16 protein-coding genes are annotated in these 17,268 nt (G+C 49.9%); 7 read left to right on the top strand and 9 right to left on the bottom strand.

What is annotated here, in order from left to right:
* Positions 1–103: 103 nt before the first annotated feature.
* A complete protein-coding gene (locus Enr17x_RS17905) occupies positions 104–397 on the bottom strand; it encodes a hypothetical protein (RefSeq protein WP_145311061.1) in 294 nt (97 codons plus the stop codon).
* A gap of 218 nt (positions 398–615) precedes the next feature.
* Between Enr17x_RS17905 and bshB1 the strand changes: the two genes are divergently transcribed.
* Complete coding sequence (gene bshB1 / locus Enr17x_RS17900; protein WP_232100764.1) at positions 616–1,329, top strand: bacillithiol biosynthesis deacetylase BshB1; 714 nt, start codon at positions 616–618, stop codon at positions 1,327–1,329.
* A 292-nt stretch (positions 1,330–1,621) separates the two neighbouring features.
* Complete coding sequence (locus Enr17x_RS17895) at positions 1,622–3,079, top strand: Gfo/Idh/MocA family protein (protein WP_145311057.1); 1,458 nt, start codon at positions 1,622–1,624, stop codon at positions 3,077–3,079.
* Between the two features lie 60 nt (positions 3,080–3,139).
* On the opposite strand, the gene Enr17x_RS17890 is transcribed toward Enr17x_RS17895, so the two are convergent.
* Entirely contained in the window at positions 3,140–4,933 is a 1,794-nt protein-coding gene (locus tag Enr17x_RS17890; protein WP_145311055.1) for a cation:proton antiporter, read from the bottom strand.
* A gap of 247 nt (positions 4,934–5,180) precedes the next feature.
* Between Enr17x_RS17890 and Enr17x_RS17885 the strand changes: the two genes are divergently transcribed.
* Positions 5,181–6,401 carry a 2-isopropylmalate synthase gene (locus Enr17x_RS17885; RefSeq protein WP_145311054.1) on the top strand — a complete coding sequence of 407 codons (1,221 nt, stop codon included), beginning with the start codon at positions 5,181–5,183 and terminating at the stop codon, positions 6,399–6,401.
* Positions 6,402–6,419: 18 nt separating this feature from the next.
* On the opposite strand, the gene Enr17x_RS17880 is transcribed toward Enr17x_RS17885, so the two are convergent.
* A complete protein-coding gene (locus Enr17x_RS17880) occupies positions 6,420–7,235 on the bottom strand; it encodes a phosphoribosylformylglycinamidine synthase subunit PurQ (protein WP_145311052.1) in 816 nt (271 codons plus the stop codon).
* Positions 7,236–7,573: 338 nt separating this feature from the next.
* On the opposite strand from Enr17x_RS17880, the gene Enr17x_RS17875 reads away from it, so the two are divergent.
* Positions 7,574–7,933: a hypothetical protein gene (locus Enr17x_RS17875; RefSeq protein WP_145311050.1), complete on the top strand. Its 360-nt coding sequence runs from the start codon at positions 7,574–7,576 to the stop codon at positions 7,931–7,933.
* A 113-nt stretch (positions 7,934–8,046) separates the two neighbouring features.
* Positions 8,047–9,144: a prenyltransferase/squalene oxidase repeat-containing protein gene (locus Enr17x_RS30090; RefSeq protein WP_232100763.1), complete on the top strand. Its 1,098-nt coding sequence runs from the start codon at positions 8,047–8,049 to the stop codon at positions 9,142–9,144.
* Between the two features lie 58 nt (positions 9,145–9,202).
* Here the strand turns inward: Enr17x_RS30090 and Enr17x_RS29670 are convergent, their stop codons facing one another.
* Entirely contained in the window at positions 9,203–9,451 is a 249-nt protein-coding gene (locus tag Enr17x_RS29670) for a hypothetical protein (protein WP_198000649.1), read from the bottom strand.
* Positions 9,452–9,487: 36 nt separating this feature from the next.
* Here Enr17x_RS29670 and Enr17x_RS17865 point away from each other — a divergent pair, with 36 nt between their 5' ends.
* Positions 9,488–10,390, top strand: a complete 903-nt coding sequence (locus Enr17x_RS17865) for an NPCBM/NEW2 domain-containing protein (protein ID WP_198000648.1) — start codon at positions 9,488–9,490, stop codon at positions 10,388–10,390.
* A 137-nt stretch (positions 10,391–10,527) separates the two neighbouring features.
* Entirely contained in the window at positions 10,528–11,733 is a 1,206-nt protein-coding gene (locus Enr17x_RS17860) for a PQQ-dependent sugar dehydrogenase (protein WP_145311046.1), read from the top strand.
* A gap of 94 nt (positions 11,734–11,827) precedes the next feature.
* Here Enr17x_RS17860 and Enr17x_RS17855 read toward each other — a convergent pair whose 3' ends face one another.
* The 5 genes from Enr17x_RS17855 to Enr17x_RS17835 form a co-directional block, all read right to left on the bottom strand.
* Positions 11,828–12,196 (bottom strand): DUF2237 family protein, encoded by a 369-nt coding sequence (locus Enr17x_RS17855; RefSeq protein ID WP_145311044.1) that lies wholly within the window; start codon positions 12,194–12,196, stop codon positions 11,828–11,830.
* Between the two features lies 1 nt (position 12,197).
* Positions 12,198–13,118, bottom strand: coding sequence for a hydroxypyruvate isomerase family protein (locus Enr17x_RS17850; protein ID WP_145311042.1), 921 nt, complete (start codon positions 13,116–13,118; stop codon positions 12,198–12,200).
* Between the two features lie 182 nt (positions 13,119–13,300).
* Positions 13,301–13,807, bottom strand: coding sequence for a YbaN family protein (locus tag Enr17x_RS17845; protein ID WP_145311041.1), 507 nt, complete (start codon positions 13,805–13,807; stop codon positions 13,301–13,303).
* A 142-nt stretch (positions 13,808–13,949) separates the two neighbouring features.
* Positions 13,950–14,990 carry a TauD/TfdA family dioxygenase gene (locus tag Enr17x_RS17840; protein ID WP_198000647.1) on the bottom strand — a complete coding sequence of 347 codons (1,041 nt, stop codon included), beginning with the start codon at positions 14,988–14,990 and terminating at the stop codon, positions 13,950–13,952.
* A 129-nt stretch (positions 14,991–15,119) separates the two neighbouring features.
* Positions 15,120–17,123, bottom strand: coding sequence for a PAS domain-containing sensor histidine kinase (locus Enr17x_RS17835; RefSeq protein ID WP_198000646.1), 2,004 nt, complete (start codon positions 17,121–17,123; stop codon positions 15,120–15,122).
* Positions 17,124–17,268: the final 145 nt, after the last annotated feature.

Below are 17,268 nucleotides of genomic sequence, written 5' to 3'. Positions count from 1 at the left end.
CAATCGCCAGCCTTTATCTTAACTTCCTGCGGGAGCAGATGCAAGAAAATGTCTCATTTCCGAGGGAGGCATCCCCGAGATGCCTGATCAGAGCCCTGAGATCTTATTCAATCCCCAGATTTCGTTCGATATTACGTGCTTTAGAGCTCATGACATATTTTTGCCACCAGGGATCAGGATCTGATTCTTTAGGACGATCGCCGCGTGCTTCTTCACCGACGGAAGCCCACTGATCGATTTCTTCTTCGCCGCTCCAGTCGGCGTCAAACGGTTTCGGCTTGAAAGCTCGCATGGTTTCGCGGTTTAATTCCGAGATCGGGTCCATGATTGCTGCACAACCGGAAATGAAAAAACAGGCCGAACCGCAGGCAATACACGTCAAAACGAAGGATTTCATGAGATGTTCCTCCATACAATCATCGCCAGAAGAGGACAGAAACCGCCTCAGCCGTTAAGATTGATGGTCAACAATGTAGTGATGTGAGAAATTTGATTAGGGATGAAAATCCCTGTGAGAGAAGAGAGTTGGCATTTTACTGATTTGGTAAACTGCGCCTACCCCTTTTTTTCGGGGTGGTTTCTTGCTTTTATTCAGCCATGCAACGAGGAGATCACGTGGATTCTGGTTTAGATATACTTGTTGTCGCCCCTCATCCGGATGATGCCGAGATCAGCGTAGGGGGGACGATACTGGCATGTAAAGCCCAAGGCTTGCGGGTGGGAGTCATCGAATTAACCAATGGTGAACCAACGCCTTATGGCAGCCCTGAGATTCGAAAGCAAGAAACGGCGGCGGCGACCGCGGTGTTGGATCTGGATTATCGCGAAAATCTGGAGCTGCCGAACCGGAGTCTGGAATCGAGTCTGGAAGCGCGGCGGAAACTGGCGATTGTGTTTCGGACTCACCGCCCGAAAGTGATTCTGGCTCCCTATTGGGAAGATGTGCATCCCGATCATGTCTCCGCCAGTCATCTGACCGACGCGGCCCGGTTCTGGTCGAAGCTGAGTAAAACGGATATGGCGGGTGAACGGTACTGGCCGCCTCAGATCTATTATTTCTGGAGTATTCATCTGCGGATTCATCCCAAACCGAGTTTTGTCTTCGATATTTCCGGCCATATCGAACAGAAAATGGATGCCATTCGCAGCTATGAAAGCCAGATGATTACGGGGCGGCCTACTGAACATCCAACTGTTTTAGACGACATTAAAGATCGCGCCCGCTATTGGGGTTGGACGATTCACCGTGCTTATGGTGAACCCTTTGCCAGTCGCGAAGAGATCGGAATTCAAAGTTTTCTACCATTATCAGCTGAAGAATTGACGTAGAGAGGCTTGGTTTTACTGATTTCATTGATCGGGGAAACAAATGCGGTTCAGGAGGAAAAGTACCCTCTCGACACAAGGTTTTTGGGTTCAACCTTGAATGTTCGTACTTTCATCGGTTAGACTTTGCGTAACAGAATTAAAAAAATACGTCTGTATGGCACAGACCTGACACAATTGGGTAGTAACGAAAAGTTGCTCTCAGGACTATCCGATTGAAGGGCTGTGATACCACCCACCCGAATGTGCATAGTGCAATCCTTCCATTGACATTACATTGAGGAGAAAAAAGAAGATGTCTCAACAATCTCGTCGCGAATTCCTGGAACAATCGATGTTTGCTGCCGCGAGTGCAGCAGCTCTGGGCGCTTCTGTTCCTCAACTTTCTGCTGCAGAAAAACAGTCGAGCAGCCCGAACGAAAAACTGCGAGTCGCACTGTTGGGGGTAAACGGCCGCGGACAGTCTCACCTGGGAGCCTTCGCTGGTCGGAAAGATACAGAAATCGTCGCCATCGTTGATCCCGATGAAAGTGTGGGAATGACCAAAGGGGTCGGAAACGTTTTCAAGAAAACGGGCAAAAAACCGACTCATTATAAAGACCTGCGAAAAGCATTTGACGATCAGGATATTGATATCGTCAGCATCGCCACTCCTAACCACTGGCACGCATTGGGAGCGATCTGGGCGATTCAGGCTGGTAAAGACGTCTACTGTGAAAAGCCTGTCAGTCACAATGTGAGTGAAGGTCGCCGTATCGTTGAAGCGGCTCGCAAGTACAACAAGATCGTCCAGACCGGAACACAGTGCCGTTCGCAACCTGGTTTGATCGACGCGGTTGAATTCGTTAAAGCCGGTGGCATCGGCGAAGTCAAACTGGCTCGCGGGACCTGCTACAAACGCCGTAAATCAATCGGTCCTAAAGGTAACTACGATGTGCCTGCCAGCGTTGATTATGATCTCTGGCTGGGGCCAGCTCCAATGGCACCACTGACTCGTAAGCGATTCCATTACGACTGGCACTGGCAGACACCGACTGGTAACGGTGACCTGGGGAACCAGGGCATTCACCAGATGGATGTCGCACGCTGGGGCTTAGGCGTTGATAATGTTGGCGACAGCGTGCAGGCTTACGGCGGTCGTCTGGGTTACACCGATGCCGGTAACGTTGCGAATACCCAGGTCAGCATTCACCAGTTTGGTGATAAACGACTGGTATTCGAAGTACGTGGTCTGGAAACGGAACCGTACCGTGGTGCTAAAGTGGGAGTGATCTTCTACGGTACCGACGGTTACGTTGTGATTCCAAGCTACAACAGTGCTTCGGCATTTAATAACGACGGAAAACTGATCAAGAAGTTCTCTGGTTCCGCAGATCACTTCGGTAACTTTGTGGACGCTGTTCGCAGCCGCAAGATCAGCGATCTGAATGCGGATATCGAAGAAGGTCACATTTCCAGTGCTCTGTGTCACCTGGGTAATATTTCCTACGAACTCGGCGAACAAATGCCGGTTAAGGAAGTGGCTGGTGAAATGAAAGGTGATAGCGAAGCTCTGGAAACTCTGGGCCGCTTCCGTGAGCACCTGAGTAACAATAAGCTTGATGCGGATGACACCGTAGTCAGCATGGGGCCCAAACTGTCGCTGGACAGCAAGCAAGAAACCTTCACAGGTGGCATGGCTTCGACTGCGAATCCGAAACTGACTCGCGAATATCGTAAGCCATTCGTGGTTCCGACTTCTGCGAATCTGTAAGTCTCAATTGAGACCTGAAAACGATCAAAGCCTCCTTCTCAGTGAAGGAGGCTTTTTTAATTACGCGTGGGAATTTCCAGGTTGATCTGGTTTCTGCTTTGCATTTAGCAGCAATGGCAGCAGCGGCGATTCCAGGATTTGTTTTGCCAGGCACTCGCCCACATATTCTTCCTCGTCCACCACGACATCGGCGCCCGCCGCAAGAAGTTGCCAGTGGTGCAGGTGATAGCGGCATCGGACATACAAGGCGGTTCCGGGAGCGAGCTGACGAACCAGATAGATAATCTGTCTGCAGACAGTTGTGCTGGGGAGAGTCGTGATGACTAATCGTGAACGATAAAGGCCCGCATGTTCGAGGACTTCAATTTGTGTAGCATCCCCCAGCTGAGAACGCAGACCGTATTGAGACGCAATTTGCAGATTTTCATGATTCAGATCGATGACGACAATTTTTTTTAATCCAACCTGTAACAGCTCACCAGCAACACGTTGACCGGCCGGTCCAAAACCCAGAATCAGAATCAGATCAGAATCCGTTTCTCTGCTGGATTCAAGTTCTGTTATCTGGGGCGCATCCTGTAGTGGTTCCTTGTTCTGGTTACGTCGGCCTAATTTTCGAATCAGGTTTGCTGCTGCCGGAGCCAGTTGAATCAGATAGGGCGTCAGCAGCAGAGTGGCGATGGTAGTGGAAACGATCAGTCGAAACGTGGATTCGGAAAGGATTCCCGGATTGGCTGTTGTCCCACGTGCTACCGTTGCCAGTACGAACGAGAATTCACCAACTTGAGCAAGACAAAGTCCCGTGCCGAGAGCGAATTGCCAGGGTTGACCACAAAACCAGGCAACCCCAAATGTGATCAGCATTTTTCCGATCACAATCGCAGCGACGGTAGCGAGTACGAGCGCCAAATGATCGACAACCCAGTTCAGGTCACCAAACATGCCGACCGCAGCAAAGAAGAGCGTGACAAGCACTGTTTTCAGAGGCTGGACATCCGAACGGATTTGAGTGGCAAAAGGAGAAATCGCCAGCAAAACACCGGCAACGAATGCGCCAAGCGCAGGACTCAGCCCCAGTCGATGCGCGGCCCAGGCAGATCCGGCGGCCATCACCATGGCGAGTAGGATTGGGAAATCACGATTCCGACGCAGAGAGGACAGTTCCAGCAGTCGAGGCAACACATAATTGAACAGTCCATAAAATACGGCCACAAAGAGAACGGCGAGAGTCAACGATACAGCGAGTTGAACTGTAATATCGGCTGCGGTTCCTTTTCCGACCAGAGCCGTGATAATCAGCATCAGTGGGATGACGGCCATATCCTGAACCAGCAGAATTCCCAGAGCCGTCCGTCCGTGTGGTGCATCAAGTTCGGCCCTATCATTGAGCATCCTGACCACGCAGGCAGTACTGCTTAAAGCGATCGTGGCGCCGATGGCAAGAGCCTCCGATACCGAAAAGCCCAGTAGTATGGAAACAGCCAAACCGGCCAGCAGGGTGAACAGAATCTGGAAAATCCCTGCTAAGAGAGGGATCCGTCCCAGACGTCTGAGTCGGGTCAGTGAGAATTCAAGTCCAATCGCAAACAGGAGCAGTGCCACTCCCAGTTCTGCCAGATCGAAGATACTTTGTCGGTCAGAAACCCAGCCCAGTAAGTTAGGGCCGACCAGTGTTCCTGCAGCGATATATCCCAGAATGGCGCTCTGTTTCAGTTGCTCGGCGATCGTTCCGAGGACGATGGCGGCTGCCAGCAGGATCAGCACGTCAGCGAGTGAATGCCACATCCTTCCATCGGTCACTCCCAGAATCAGCGATATGTGGGACGGGACGTTATGGAAAAGACATTCGGTCATTGCTGCTTAATCCTTTTTTTAGGGCACTCTCTCAGAGGATCTTATACCAGTTCCCACATGGGGGAAAGAGCGGGAATGAAGCCGGGTAGGCTTGCGCTGATGTTATTTCACCTTTGCCAGGCAGGGGGGCGAATCTGGTTGAATTCAGACGAATGATTCTGAAAAAAGCTATCACAAATGGAGCCGCTGGCTATAATCTACTTCGAGTCGGAAGTATGGATTCCCGTTTTTGTATGGATACAGGTGTATGTTTCAGTTTTTCTCAGGCGCGAAAAAACACGTTAAGAACAAAGTAAAGCGTACGGTGATTCGGCACCATCGTCGTTCGGGCAAGGTTTTATTCAGCGATACGACCTTACGCGACGGCGAGCAGATGCCCGGCGCGACTCTCGACCCGATTGAAAAACTGCAGATCGCCAAAGCTCTCGAAGCCGCTGGCGTGCATTCTCTCGATGCCGGTTTTCCCGCTTCCTCGCAGGCAGATATCGATGCCATTCAAAGCATGGTGGGTGTGATCAAAAAACCGGTGCTGACAGCTTTATGTCGTACATTGCCAGGCGATGTGGATGCCGCGGAAGAAGCCTTAGCCGGAAATCCGCCGCATAAGCGAGGCGTCAGTCTGTTTTGCGGGACGAGCCCTTTACATCGCCAGTTTAAACTGGAGAAAAGCAAAACCGAAGTTTTGAAGCTGATTGTCGACAGCATTCAATATGCGGCGGAGAAGTTTGATATTGTCGCGTTCAGTCCGGAAGACGCGAGCCGCACCGAAGTTGATTTTCTGTGCGAAGTGTATCGGGAAGCGATTGCCGCAGGGGCGACGACGATTGGTTTTCCGGATACGGTCGGGATTCTGACACCATCTAAAGCCCAGGAATTCATTTGTCAGATCCAGGACCACGTATCAGGTATCGAAAATGTGCTGCTGGCGGTGCATTTTCACAATGACCTTGGTCTGGCGGTTGCAAATACGCTCGCCTGTATTGACGCGGGAGCGAATGTGGTGCAGTGCACGGTGAATGGGATCGGCGAGCGAGCCGGGAATGCGGCATTGGAAGAGGTGGCGATGGCGCTGCACCTGCATCAGGACGAGTATGAACGGCCACATCATCTGGATGTTTCTCAACTTGCGCCGCTCTGCAAACTGGTTTCAGAATTGACGGGCATTGCACTTTCCCCGATGAAACCAGTCGCTGGTAGCAACATCTTCGCGACCGAAGCGGGCATTCATCAGGACGGACTACTTAAGAACCCGGATACCTATCTGCCTTATCGTCCGGAAACGGTTGGTGAGAGCGGGATCAAACTGGTTCTGGGCCGACATAGCGGCAAGAAAGCCATTCTGCATCGGCTGCACGAACTTGGAAGGGAGCCGAACGAACAAGGTGTGGAGCGCGTATTGCAGGCCATTAAGGAACTTCCCAAAGGGGAACTGGTCGATGATGATCTGCTGCGGAAGCTTTCGAATTAAAGCAAACGTGGGCTTGGCTTATTCGAAGTAGTTGACGGCATTACGGAATAGCTGCATGCCGGCTCCTTCGCCTTCCAGACCCAGACGCGTCCATTGCGGATGTTGTGTGGCGAATAGAAAACGTTCCGGGTGTGGCATTAATCCCAGCACGCGGCCCGAAGGATCACTTAAGGCGGCGATGTTATAAGCCGAGCCGTTGGGATTTATGGGGTAAGGCAGGATCTCTTGTTGCAAGGTCGTTTCAGTGTCACCCGCTTCGCGATAACACATGGCGATTTGCTGGTTGGCCTGCCAGTCAGTGATAATGGAATCGTCACTGACAGCAATGCGTCCTTCTGCGTGTGCGATGGGAAGCTCAATCTGGTCAATGTCTTTCAAAAAGACATTCTGCGGTGCCAGTACTCCCAGGTTGACCCATAGGGATGTGTATTTACCGTTTGTGTTCCAGGTCAATGTGGCATTGCGGTCTTGGTCCGGTTTGGGAGGCCAGTCTGCAGCACCGCCGGGTAGAATTCCTGCTTTGAGCAACACCTGAAAGCCGTTACAGATCCCTAGCACCAGTTTGTCGGCTGCCAGGAAGTTACCAATCACTTCTGCCAGTTGTCCCTGCAAGTGGCTGGCGAAGATCACCCCTGCGCCGACGTCGTCCCCATAGCTGAAACCACCGGGCAGGCAGAGGATTTGATATTCATTGAGCTGACTGGGGTTTTCCAGCAGCTTCAGGAGATGAATCCTCGTTGACTCGGCTCCACAGAGATCAAATGCATGTGCCGTCTCAATATCACAATTGGTTCCAGGGGCGCGTAACACACAAACTTTGGGGGGAGTTGACATAAGTGCAGACTTAATCCTTGATTTTCAATTTCCGTGTGGCGAAAGGAATGATCTCCATTACTGAGGATGCTATTCCGAAAACCGCTTTACTTCCAGCGTCAGGACATTGATACCCTCTGAAAAACCGGGTTTTCCTGATTCAGGGAAAGTTGGGCTGGATTGTACAGCCATAAGCCTTGAAATACGAGTAGGTTAGGCTATTCTTTGCGAATTGGGTCAGTGAAAAATCAATCTGTTCGCTGTCTGGCGAATTTGCTATAGTTCCTCACCCTTTGCAGAGCCTTCCTGGTCCAATCCTCTTCTGAGCGATTGCCCTTTTTTCTGAGCCTGACTTTTTCATGAACCGTCTGTTTCAATTGATCCTGGTCGCATTATTGATGCCCGTCTGTTCGGGCTGCTTTAATGCCTATAATACGCGGATTCCGCGTCTCTTTCCGGGGCGACAGGCCATGACACGCAGTCAGAAAATGGAAGAAAAGAAGATGATGGAACTGGAAGATCCGCTTCCGTCCAGTGCGTTGGGCCCTGATGTTGTCAGGCCGCGTGAATTTGGAACGCAACGTACCGAGTCGCGACTGTCGATTGAACAGTCCATACGGAGTCGTCCTTTTGTACAGCCAAGACCGGGACAAACCCTGCACCCGGTGCCGGAGTTAACGGGGGGCAACTCTAAATATCCTGAAGTGATTCGGCCTTGAATCGCGTACTCAAACGCTGTTTTTGTCTGCTTCTGCTTTTCATTCGTATTGCTTCGCGTACAATGCACTACAGAACGAACTATATTCAACTCTGTTCAGGGTAAGTGGCTATCTTGAGATATCGACGCTCCGAGGCAAGACTGATTCCTGTGTCGCATGTTTTCATGCGAGGGATACTGCTGCTTTTGAGCCTGGCTTTCACTCTCGGCGTCCAGCCTGTGATGGCGCAGGTCGAAGTCAACCGTTCGGTCGATGCGCAAGGTAAAAAGTATTATACGCCCCCCACGCGCAATGCCGTCAATCGTGGATTGAAATTTCTGGCAGAACGGCAGCATCCGGATGGATCTTTCGGATCTGGTTCCACTTTCAAAAATAATGTGGCTGTCACTGCGCTGTGCGGGATGGCGTTTCTGGCTGAGGGCAGTACTCCCGGAAGAGGCAAATACGGGCGCGAGGTCCAAAAAGCGGTAGATTTCATTCTCGCTTCCTGTAAGCCATCGGGGTATATCATTTCTCCTGATAGTATTTCACACGGACCCATGTATGGGCACGGTTTTGCGACCTTGTTTCTCGCAGAAGTTTATGGGATGACGCACAGAAAAGATGTGCGGATCAAGCTTGAAAAAGCGGTAGAACTGATCGTCAAATCGCAAAACGCAAAAGGGGGCTGGCGATATACCCCGGAGAGTAAAGACGCCGATCTCTCGGTGACGGTTTGCCAGATTATGGCGCTGAGGGCGGCGCGGAACTGCGGCATTTTTATCTCGAAGGATGTGATCGACCGCTGTATTAATTATGTCAAGAAGAGTCAAAATCCGGATGGCGGATTTCGATATCAACTGGTTCGACAAGCGGAGAGTGAATTTCCCCGCTCTGCTGCGGGGGTAGTCGCTCTGTATAGCGCGGGGATTTATGAAGGTGCGGAAATCCAAAATGGTCTCGGTTACTTAATGCGGCATCTTCCCAACCAACGTTATTTCCGGGGCAGCCATTATTATTACGGCCAGTACTACGCCGTCCAGGCAATGTGGCAGGCGGGTACGGAGTACTGGGATGACTGGTATTCTGCAATCAGGGAAGAACTGGTGGCCGGGCAGATGACTACTGGCAGCTGGCGGCCCGGCAGCGCCAACTGTGTTGAATACAGTACTGCCATGTCCTGCATTGTGTTACAGATGCCTCGAAATAATATTCCCATCTTTCAACGCTGAGATTATCTGACTCGTTTCTGGTTTCATTGTACGGTGCATTATGCGTTTGTCAGTCCTACTATTTCTGATTTGTTTGCTGTTCTGCTGTAGGCAGCAATTCGTCGTTGGCGCAGTTCTTGATCAGGCAGATGGTACAGTTTTGCAGGGGACACTGCTTCAAGTCGACCAGAATCAATTCACATTTCAGACAGAAAACGGAACTCGGACAGTTCCTGCTACTGAGATCATCCGGGTTACCTTGGGCAAACGGCAAGCCAATTCGCCCCGGGGAGGGCTTGTGATTCTGGCGAACGATGATCGCATTCATGCTGAGATTCTGCGCTCGGAAGAGGAATCGATACTCGTGCGTCTGAAATCCTGCCCGGATACAGGTGAATGGAAAATTCCCCTGGAAACCATCCAGTCGGTCTTTTTTCAATGGCCCGCGTTTGGACAGTCGCAGGTGCAACTACTACAAAAGGTAGCGCTGCTCAAGAAAAACTCGGATCTGTTTTATTTGAAAAATGGCGATTATCTGGAAGGGGAATTTCTGAGTTTTGATAAGCGAACATTTCGTTTTGAATCGAACGCAGGCGAGACGGCAGTTCCTCGAGCCGGTATTGCGTTTTTCAGTTTTAATCCCGAGCTCATCAATTTTCCACAGCCAGACCAGCTGCGCTATCGAATTGAGCTGGTCGATGGCACACGTCTGGTTGTCTCCTCTTTGAAGCTGACGCAGGATATGATTTCTGCCAAAACCCTGTTTGGTACTGTGCTCCAATGTAAGCGGGAGCAACTCGCTTCAGTCACCCCCTTAGGCGGGCGGGGCGTTCCACTGTCAGAACTCGAGCCAACCGGATATCGGTTTACACCTTATTTCACAAAACAGTGGGGCTGGCGACCGGACCGCAATGTGGTGGCAGGTCCCTTGCGTGTCGGAGGCAGAGAGTATGTCACCGGCCTGGGAGTGCATAGCGCTACGGAATTACGTTATTCACTCGATGGCAAGTACGCAGCATTTCAGACCGACGTCGGCATAGATGATTCAACGAATGGAAAAGGGAATGCAGACATCTCCATTTTCGTCGATCAACGTGTCGTGTTTCATCACTCGATCGACGGAGCGGAACAGCAGCCGGCAACCATTGTGCCGCGCATTGATCTCAGTGGTGCCCGTGAGTTGGTTTTGAAAGTCGATTTCGGAAAGAATGCTGATATTCAGGATCTGGTCGACTGGTGTCGGCCGGTTTTGATTCTGAAAAAATGAGTCGTTTTTTTCTGAAAGACGCATCAAAGTTGCCTGTTCGGTCAGTAGCTTTGACTGGCGGTTTTCTCTATTCTTGTGAATAATGTCTACCGTCGCTCCCACCTGTCAATTCCAATCCATTGCAAAGAAGATATCTTATGAAAACGATTACCGCGTTGCTGTTCATCGTGTCGCTTGCTGTCACTCAGCATTTGTCGGCCGCAGAAGAAGTCGATACATCGCCTGCCCCAGTGAAAATAGTCAAAGTCTTTCCTTATCTGAAAATTGACCGTCCGATCGTCATTACGCATGCGGGCGATAATTCGGATCGTCTGTTTATTGCTTCACAGAAGGGGAAAATCTTTATTGTTCCGAACACGCCGGAAGATGAAGATGTGGAAGAAGGCAAACTGTTTCTCGATATCTCTGACCGAGTCGTCTACAACGACAAGCAGAATGAAGAAGGTCTGTTGGGATTTGCGTTTCATCCGAACTATGAACAGAACGGCGAATTCTTTGTTTATTACAGTACTGCCGACAAGCCTCAAAATACGTCGGTGATTTCCCGTTTCCGCGTCTCAAAAGATAGTCCCGATAAATCACTGGCTGATTCGGAAGAAGTTATGATGCGTGTCAAGCAACCCGCCTGGAACCATAACGGCGGAACGCTGGCTTTTGGTAAAGATGGAAAACTCTACATTGCCTTTGGTGATGGGGGCGGGGGAAACGATGTATTTAAAAATGGTCAAAACCTGACAACGGTTCTGGGCAGCATCTGCCGAATTGATGTCGACCATAAAGATCCAGGATTGAACTATGCGATTCCCAAAGATAACCCGTTCGTGGAAGGGAAAAGTGCCGAGATCAAAACCGCCCGTAAAGAAATCTGGGCTTTTGGATTTCGGAATCCGTGGCGGATCGCCTTCGATTCCAAAACCGGTGTGCTGTGGGCCGGTGATGTTGGGCAGGGCATCTGGGAAGAAATCGACATCGTCATCAAAGGCGGAAATTATGGCTGGTCGGTCCGGGAAGGAAAACATCCGTTCGGCCCGAATGGGGTTGAAGCCCGCGAACATTTAATCGAACCTATCTGGGAGTATGATCACAAAGTCGGAAAGTCAATCACCGGCGGATCTGTGTATCGCGGCAAAGCGATTCCGGCCATCGTGGGTTCTTACATTTACGGCGACTATGTTTCCGGAAAATTCTGGGCTTTAAAGTATGATGCCGAGAATAAGAAAGTCACCGCCAACCACGTAATTCAATCTCCCAGCATCCCTGTGATGACCTTTGGTGAAGGTCCGAACGGCGAAATGTTTCTGTCGTCTTCCTTCAGTGAAATTTTTATGCTGAAAGCAAAATAATCAGCAGGAAACGAGCGAAAACGACCATGACAAAAAAACACGGAGCCGCGAAAGACGTGGCTCCGTGTTTTTCTTTTTTCGCTAACTAAGAATATTAAATCGCGTATTGCTGCAGGTCTTCCAGGTCAACAAATTCGAGAGTCGAAATGTGACAGGATTCCAGTTTCACACGTGGTGCCATCCCTGCTTCCAACGCTTCTTTCCAGCGCTCGACACATAAGCACCAGCGATCGCCGGGCTTCAGGCCAGGGAATTCATATTGAGGGAAAGGCGTACTCAGATCATTGCCGCGTTCTTTGGAGAATTTCAGAAATTCAGCAGTGACTTGCGTGCAAACCGTATGCAGGCCCATATCGGACCCGCCGGTATTGCAGCACCCATCCCGATAGAACCCGGTTAGCGGTTCCAGCGAACAGACTTCAAGCTCAGTGCCTAGTACGTTTTTTGCTTTTTTGTCTGTCATATTAAAACTGGTCGACCTCTCTGTATGCTTCAATCACGGCCATGTCTCCCTCTTTACCGGGCTTCGAATTGCCATGTTCCATTCCAATGATGCCATTGAAGTCTTTGGAATGAATGTGTTTGAACACGTTCAGGTAGTTGATTTCACCGGTTCCCGGTTCTTTGCGTCCAGGGTTATCGCCAGACTGGAAGTAACCGATTTCGTCCCAGCATTTGTCGATGTTGACAATCAGGTTGCCTTCGGTAATCTGCTGATGATAAATATCAAACAGAATCTTACAAGCCGGGCTGTTGACGGCTTTGCAGATGGCATACGCCTGGGGAGAGCCTTGTAAAAACGTACCGCCGTGGTTGGCGTACCAGTTGAGTGGCTCTAAAACCATAACCATGCCGTGTGGCTCAAAGATATCGGCACAGCGTCTGAGCAACTCAATCACATTGGCTGTCTGATAACCTTCTGCCAGTCGGTCGCGCGAATTTTCATCCACATTACCGGGAACGACCGTCATCCATTTCGCATTCACACGTTTGGCAACTTCGACAGAGTCTTTGATGTCTTTCAGAACTGAGTTCCAGACATCTTTGTCTTTGCGGACGAAAGTCGGCTTGCCAATAGAGCCATGCGCTACAAACACGCCCATTTCCATGTTGCGCTTTTCCATGGTGTCGGCGATTTGCTGCTGCAGTTCCTTCGACTTCTTTTTCATGCCGTTATCTTCCCAGGCGGTGAAGCCCTGGTCGGCGGCGAAATTGAGCTGATCGATTGGATCTTTACCGGCGGCGTTTTTAAACATGCCGAAGTGTGGTGCGTATTTGAGGTGAAACGATTTACTCTGTTCGGTTCCAGCAGCTTGTGCGGCGCCTGTCAATGCGGCTGCACTCCCGGCGATAACGCTGCTTTTAAGAAATTCTCGTCGTTGCATATGAGGGACTCCTTGTTGTGTAATTCATATCTGCTGATAAGTCTCAGGTTTTTATTCTAGTCAATGCCGAGAGAGGATGCACCTCATTTCACAGGGAATCAATTTGAGTATGCAAAAGTCATTCTTGGAGCAAGAAAAGAGATGATTCCAGAATTCCGCCTTGTATTACGGGACCGTTGTGGTCAGGGCAGATGAGGAAGTCGCGTGATGACCAGAATTCCAATACTGGCAAGAAGCACCAGCAAAACTTTGAGGGGGACCAGGAGTGGGGAGAAAATCAGTGTCGCTGTAATAATCAGGACGACAATGGTGATCGCCTGGATTTTGACACTCAGTCTCACGCCCCCCGCCTGTTGCCAGTCTTTCAAAACTTGTCCCAGAACCGGAGATCGCAACAGGGCTTTGTTGAGGTGTGGAGATGTTCGGATGAGAAAATAACTGGTCAGGAGCAAAAAAGGTGTTGTTGGAAGCACGGGCAATGCAACGCCGAGAACTCCCAGTACGAAGAACAGTCCCGCCAGCCCCAGGTAAACTATTTTTTTGAACCCGGTCACTGTGGGAACCGCGGTCTCATCCAGGGTATCCAGAAACGCAGGATGAATTTCATCGAAGGCAATCCGTTCGATGGTCAGGCCCGGTGCGTCTTTATCTTTGGATAGTTTTTTTTGCGGCTGCGAATTACGGATCATAAGCCCGAAGATCTGTACTGATGGATTGAAGGGAGATCTGAGATGCCAATTCTAGCTGAAACCGGTCTGGGAACAAGGTCGATTCCACCCGTAAAGAATTGAGGTATATGCCCCACATGCTTGTCCAGCAGATGATTGAGGTTCAACGGGTGGGCTGCATGCCGCCACGCACTGCGCCGGCAGCGGTATTTCCATAGTTGTCTGCAAAGAGCGGGTCCAGCGGTCGACTGTTAGGAACAGACAGCCAGGCACGGAGCAGATGCCGTTTTAAACTGGCTTCCTCAGAATCTTCGAAATCATCCCGCCGATGAAATGTGACCCAGTTATTGAGAAAGAGCAGGTCTCCGGGTTCCTGACGAAAGGTAACACTCAATTCCGGCGATTCCGCCAGTGCTTCCAGCTGATCCATTGCCTCTTGTTGTACAGGCGTCATATCCGGCAGGTCCGGTGAGGCGTAGGCACGTTCGATCAGCACACGCAGAAAGCTGCCTGCAAAATGACCGTCCTGAACCGAAAAGACCGGTTGCTGGCAGAATGGTTTGGCGTTTCCCTGATCCACATTATGTCGCAGATAATAAAAAGGCTGCATTAGAACCTGAGTCAACTCAGGCCAGCGCTCTCGCATTTCATTGAAGAGAGCGACGGAACTGACCAGCTGATTATCCCCACCAGAAATCGCCTGTTGAATGCAGAGGAAGCCGATTACGTCACACCGGTCGGTATGAAAGCTGAGTCGTTTGCGGGTATTCGGACCGCGCGCCTGTGCCTGACCGATCTGATAACCTTCATCGCGGACGTGAAAGAGTTTCTCACCGGTAGCGCTTTGAGAAACGGGAGTTCCCAGATGCACCGAGATCAACCAGAACAGTTGCTCCAATTCGTGCGGAGAGTATGCTTCGACGGGAATCTGTTTCAACTGACAGGCCCCGGAACCCTGTTCGAGTTGCTTCTGGATCTGTTGCAATACCGGACTTAGATGCGGTAGCGGAAACCGCTCCGCCGTAATCGATTCGGGACTCAGGCCTTCCATTGAGATTACCTGAAGTGCTTCCTGCAGATCGTCCAGGTGTTGCTGATTCAGTTTGACAGACCAGTCCGGTCTCTGAAACAGTTCGTCGCCTTTCCATGCTGCGGGGATCTGAAACGGGCCGGGCAGGGGATCAGTAATTGGGCTGTCACTCACGCTGGAAGCACTCCTGTAAAACATTCTTTTATCAGATGTCGTTAAAAGACGATCTTAGCAGAATAAAACCAGAGTGAAAAGTTGCGAGGGCAACCAAAGTAATCCCTGCGTTCTGTCAGCTCAACCGCATCACGCTTCTTTAGCGACCAGATTCTGTTTCTGTGGTTTTCTCAGAAATGAATTGATGATACTGATCAATTTTTTTCGTTCGAGCGGTTTGCTCATATATTCATCACAGCCTGCATCGAAACACTTCTGGCGGTCGCTGTCCATTGCATGGATCGTGAGTGCAATGATCGGTTTTGTATATCCTAATGCGCGAATTTTGCGTGTGGTAGAATATCCATCCAGCACAGGCATCTGAATGTCCATCAGGATCAGATCATACGGATCCCCGATCGGATCTCCGACCTCCCGGCTCTTCATTAATTCGTCAATCGCATGTTGGCCATTTTCGACAATGGTAATTTCTGCGCCCGCTTTGGTGAGCAGAAAATTAATTAAACGTTGATTATAGATTCCGTCTTCCACGAGCAGGATATGGCAATTCTGTTTTAGAAAATCATGAGAGGCCTTATAAGTTTTGATTTCCTCAAGACGTTTGGAAGCGGAAACTTTTTCCATTTTGACTTCACTGATATCCCCCACTGGTATTGAAATCTCCACTGTCGTGCTGGAAGTATCCTGATCGGTGACCTGAATCTGACCTCCCAGCAGTTCTGTCAGATGTTTACTGACCGCCAGTCCTAGTCCCAGACCACTTACCGGGTGCGTCATTAACTCATCCGTCAGACGATAGGGCGTAAACAGGTCGCTGAATTGTTCTAATGAAAGTTCGGTCCCGGTATTTGTGATCCTGAATGTCAGTTGGTGTGTGCCATTTGCCATAGCGGTGGTTTTGACGCCGAGTTTCACGCTACCTTTCTTAGTCAGTTTGATGGCGGTGCCAATCACGGTTGTGAGAATTTGCTTCAGACGAATGGGATCGGATTTAATGGTTTCCGGGATTTCAGTTTCAGATGCAATGTCAAATTTCAGATCCATCAACTCCGCTTTTTTCGCCATATGCATGTGAACATTTTCGATCACCTTGACGGGACAGCAATCGAGAATTTCAATATCCAGCATCCCTTCTTCGAGTTTGGAAAGATCGAGAAAGTCATTAATTGTGTCTAACAGGCTTTGACCATTGGTATGAATCGTTTCCGCTACGGTCTGGGTTTCCGGATCATCGCTGGATTCGCCCAGAATTTCGGAAAATCCTAAGATGGCCGAAAGCGGTGTACGGACTTCCTGACTCATCAGTGCCAGAAAGGTTTCTTTTTCCAGTTGTGCCTGCTCGGCTAATCTCCTGGTCTCTTTTAAAGCTTCTTCCGCCAGGATTTGCCGATGAATGTCGGAAATCGAACCGGTCATTCGAACGGCATTCCCATTGAGATCGCGAATGATTTTGGCAGTGCTGCGAAACCAGTGATACTCGCCTCCTTTGATTCTTAAACGAAATGCGGTACCGAAGGGGATTTCGTTTTCCAGTGACTGGTTGATGGCCTCTAATGTACCTTGAAGATCATCCGGGTGCAGTAACCGTTTGAATGTGCTGGCACTGGCTTCCAGTTCCTGGTCACGGTAACCCAGCAATTCATAAAAGTGCGGTGACCACCATTGTTCGTCCGAGTTGACGTCAATCCAGTCCCAGATTCCTTCGGTAATGCAGTTAAGAAACAGTTCATAGTTTTCTTCGTATGTGATCTGTTCCGATTTTTTGACCAGTTGATCGTGGATATCCGTATTCGTGGCAATAAGTCCGGAAAAGTCGCCATCCAAATCGGGACGAGGGACAGCATGGCATTGCATCCAGCGATATGTACCATCATGTTTCTTAAGGCGGTATTCGATTTGAAATGGTTGTTGTGTTGCCAGTGCTCTTTCGTACGTCAACCGAAACAGAGGCAAATCATCCGGGTGAATGAACTGGAACCAGCCGGCGTTGATATTTTCATGCACGCTACTCTCAGTAAAATCAAGCCAGGCCTGATTGAAAAAATCGTGACTCTGATCCAGGCCAGAAGCCCAGATCAAGACCGGGTGCTTGCTGTGATCTGATTGGATTTCTTGAGATTGGTTCAATGACATACGGACGCTTCCAAAAATAAACATAGTGGTTTCAGTTTGAAGTATCGCCTTACAATCGCAGTAGCACGTGTTTTAAATTTCTGTTTTTGACCGGGGCGCACATTGAGCAAAATAAAATCATTTTAACTAAAGGCGAATCCTGCAA

Source organism: Gimesia fumaroli (assembly GCF_007754425.1).
Classification (GTDB): domain Bacteria; phylum Planctomycetota; class Planctomycetia; order Planctomycetales; family Planctomycetaceae; genus Gimesia; species Gimesia fumaroli.
This window is presented reverse-complemented; position numbering and strand designations above follow the sequence as displayed.

Excerpts from the sequence above, each read along its gene's own strand:
- Enr17x_RS17845 (WP_145311041.1), bottom strand. The coding sequence starts at position 13,807 with ATGATCCGTAATTCGCAGCCGCAAAAAAAACTATCCAAAGATAAAGAC.
- Enr17x_RS17875 (WP_145311050.1), top strand. The coding sequence starts at position 7,574 with ATGAACCGTCTGTTTCAATTGATCCTGGTCGCATTATTGATGCCCGTC.
- Enr17x_RS17885 (WP_145311054.1), top strand. The coding sequence starts at position 5,181 with ATGTTTCAGTTTTTCTCAGGCGCGAAAAAACACGTTAAGAACAAAGTA.
- Enr17x_RS17835 (WP_198000646.1), bottom strand. The coding sequence starts at position 17,123 with ATGTCATTGAACCAATCTCAAGAAATCCAATCAGATCACAGCAAGCAC.
- Enr17x_RS17850 (WP_145311042.1), bottom strand. The coding sequence starts at position 13,118 with ATGCAACGACGAGAATTTCTTAAAAGCAGCGTTATCGCCGGGAGTGCA.
- Enr17x_RS17905 (WP_145311061.1), bottom strand. The coding sequence starts at position 397 with ATGAAATCCTTCGTTTTGACGTGTATTGCCTGCGGTTCGGCCTGTTTT.
- Enr17x_RS17880 (WP_145311052.1), bottom strand. The coding sequence starts at position 7,235 with ATGTCAACTCCCCCCAAAGTTTGTGTGTTACGCGCCCCTGGAACCAAT.
- Enr17x_RS29670 (WP_198000649.1), bottom strand. The coding sequence starts at position 9,451 with ATGAATGCGATCATCGTTCGCCAGAATCACAAGCCCTCCCCGGGGCGA.
- Enr17x_RS17890 (WP_145311055.1), bottom strand. The coding sequence starts at position 4,933 with ATGACCGAATGTCTTTTCCATAACGTCCCGTCCCACATATCGCTGATT.
- Enr17x_RS17855 (WP_145311044.1), bottom strand. The coding sequence starts at position 12,196 with ATGACAGACAAAAAAGCAAAAAACGTACTAGGCACTGAGCTTGAAGTC.
- Enr17x_RS17895 (WP_145311057.1), top strand. The coding sequence starts at position 1,622 with ATGTCTCAACAATCTCGTCGCGAATTCCTGGAACAATCGATGTTTGCT.
- Enr17x_RS17860 (WP_145311046.1), top strand. The coding sequence starts at position 10,528 with ATGAAAACGATTACCGCGTTGCTGTTCATCGTGTCGCTTGCTGTCACT.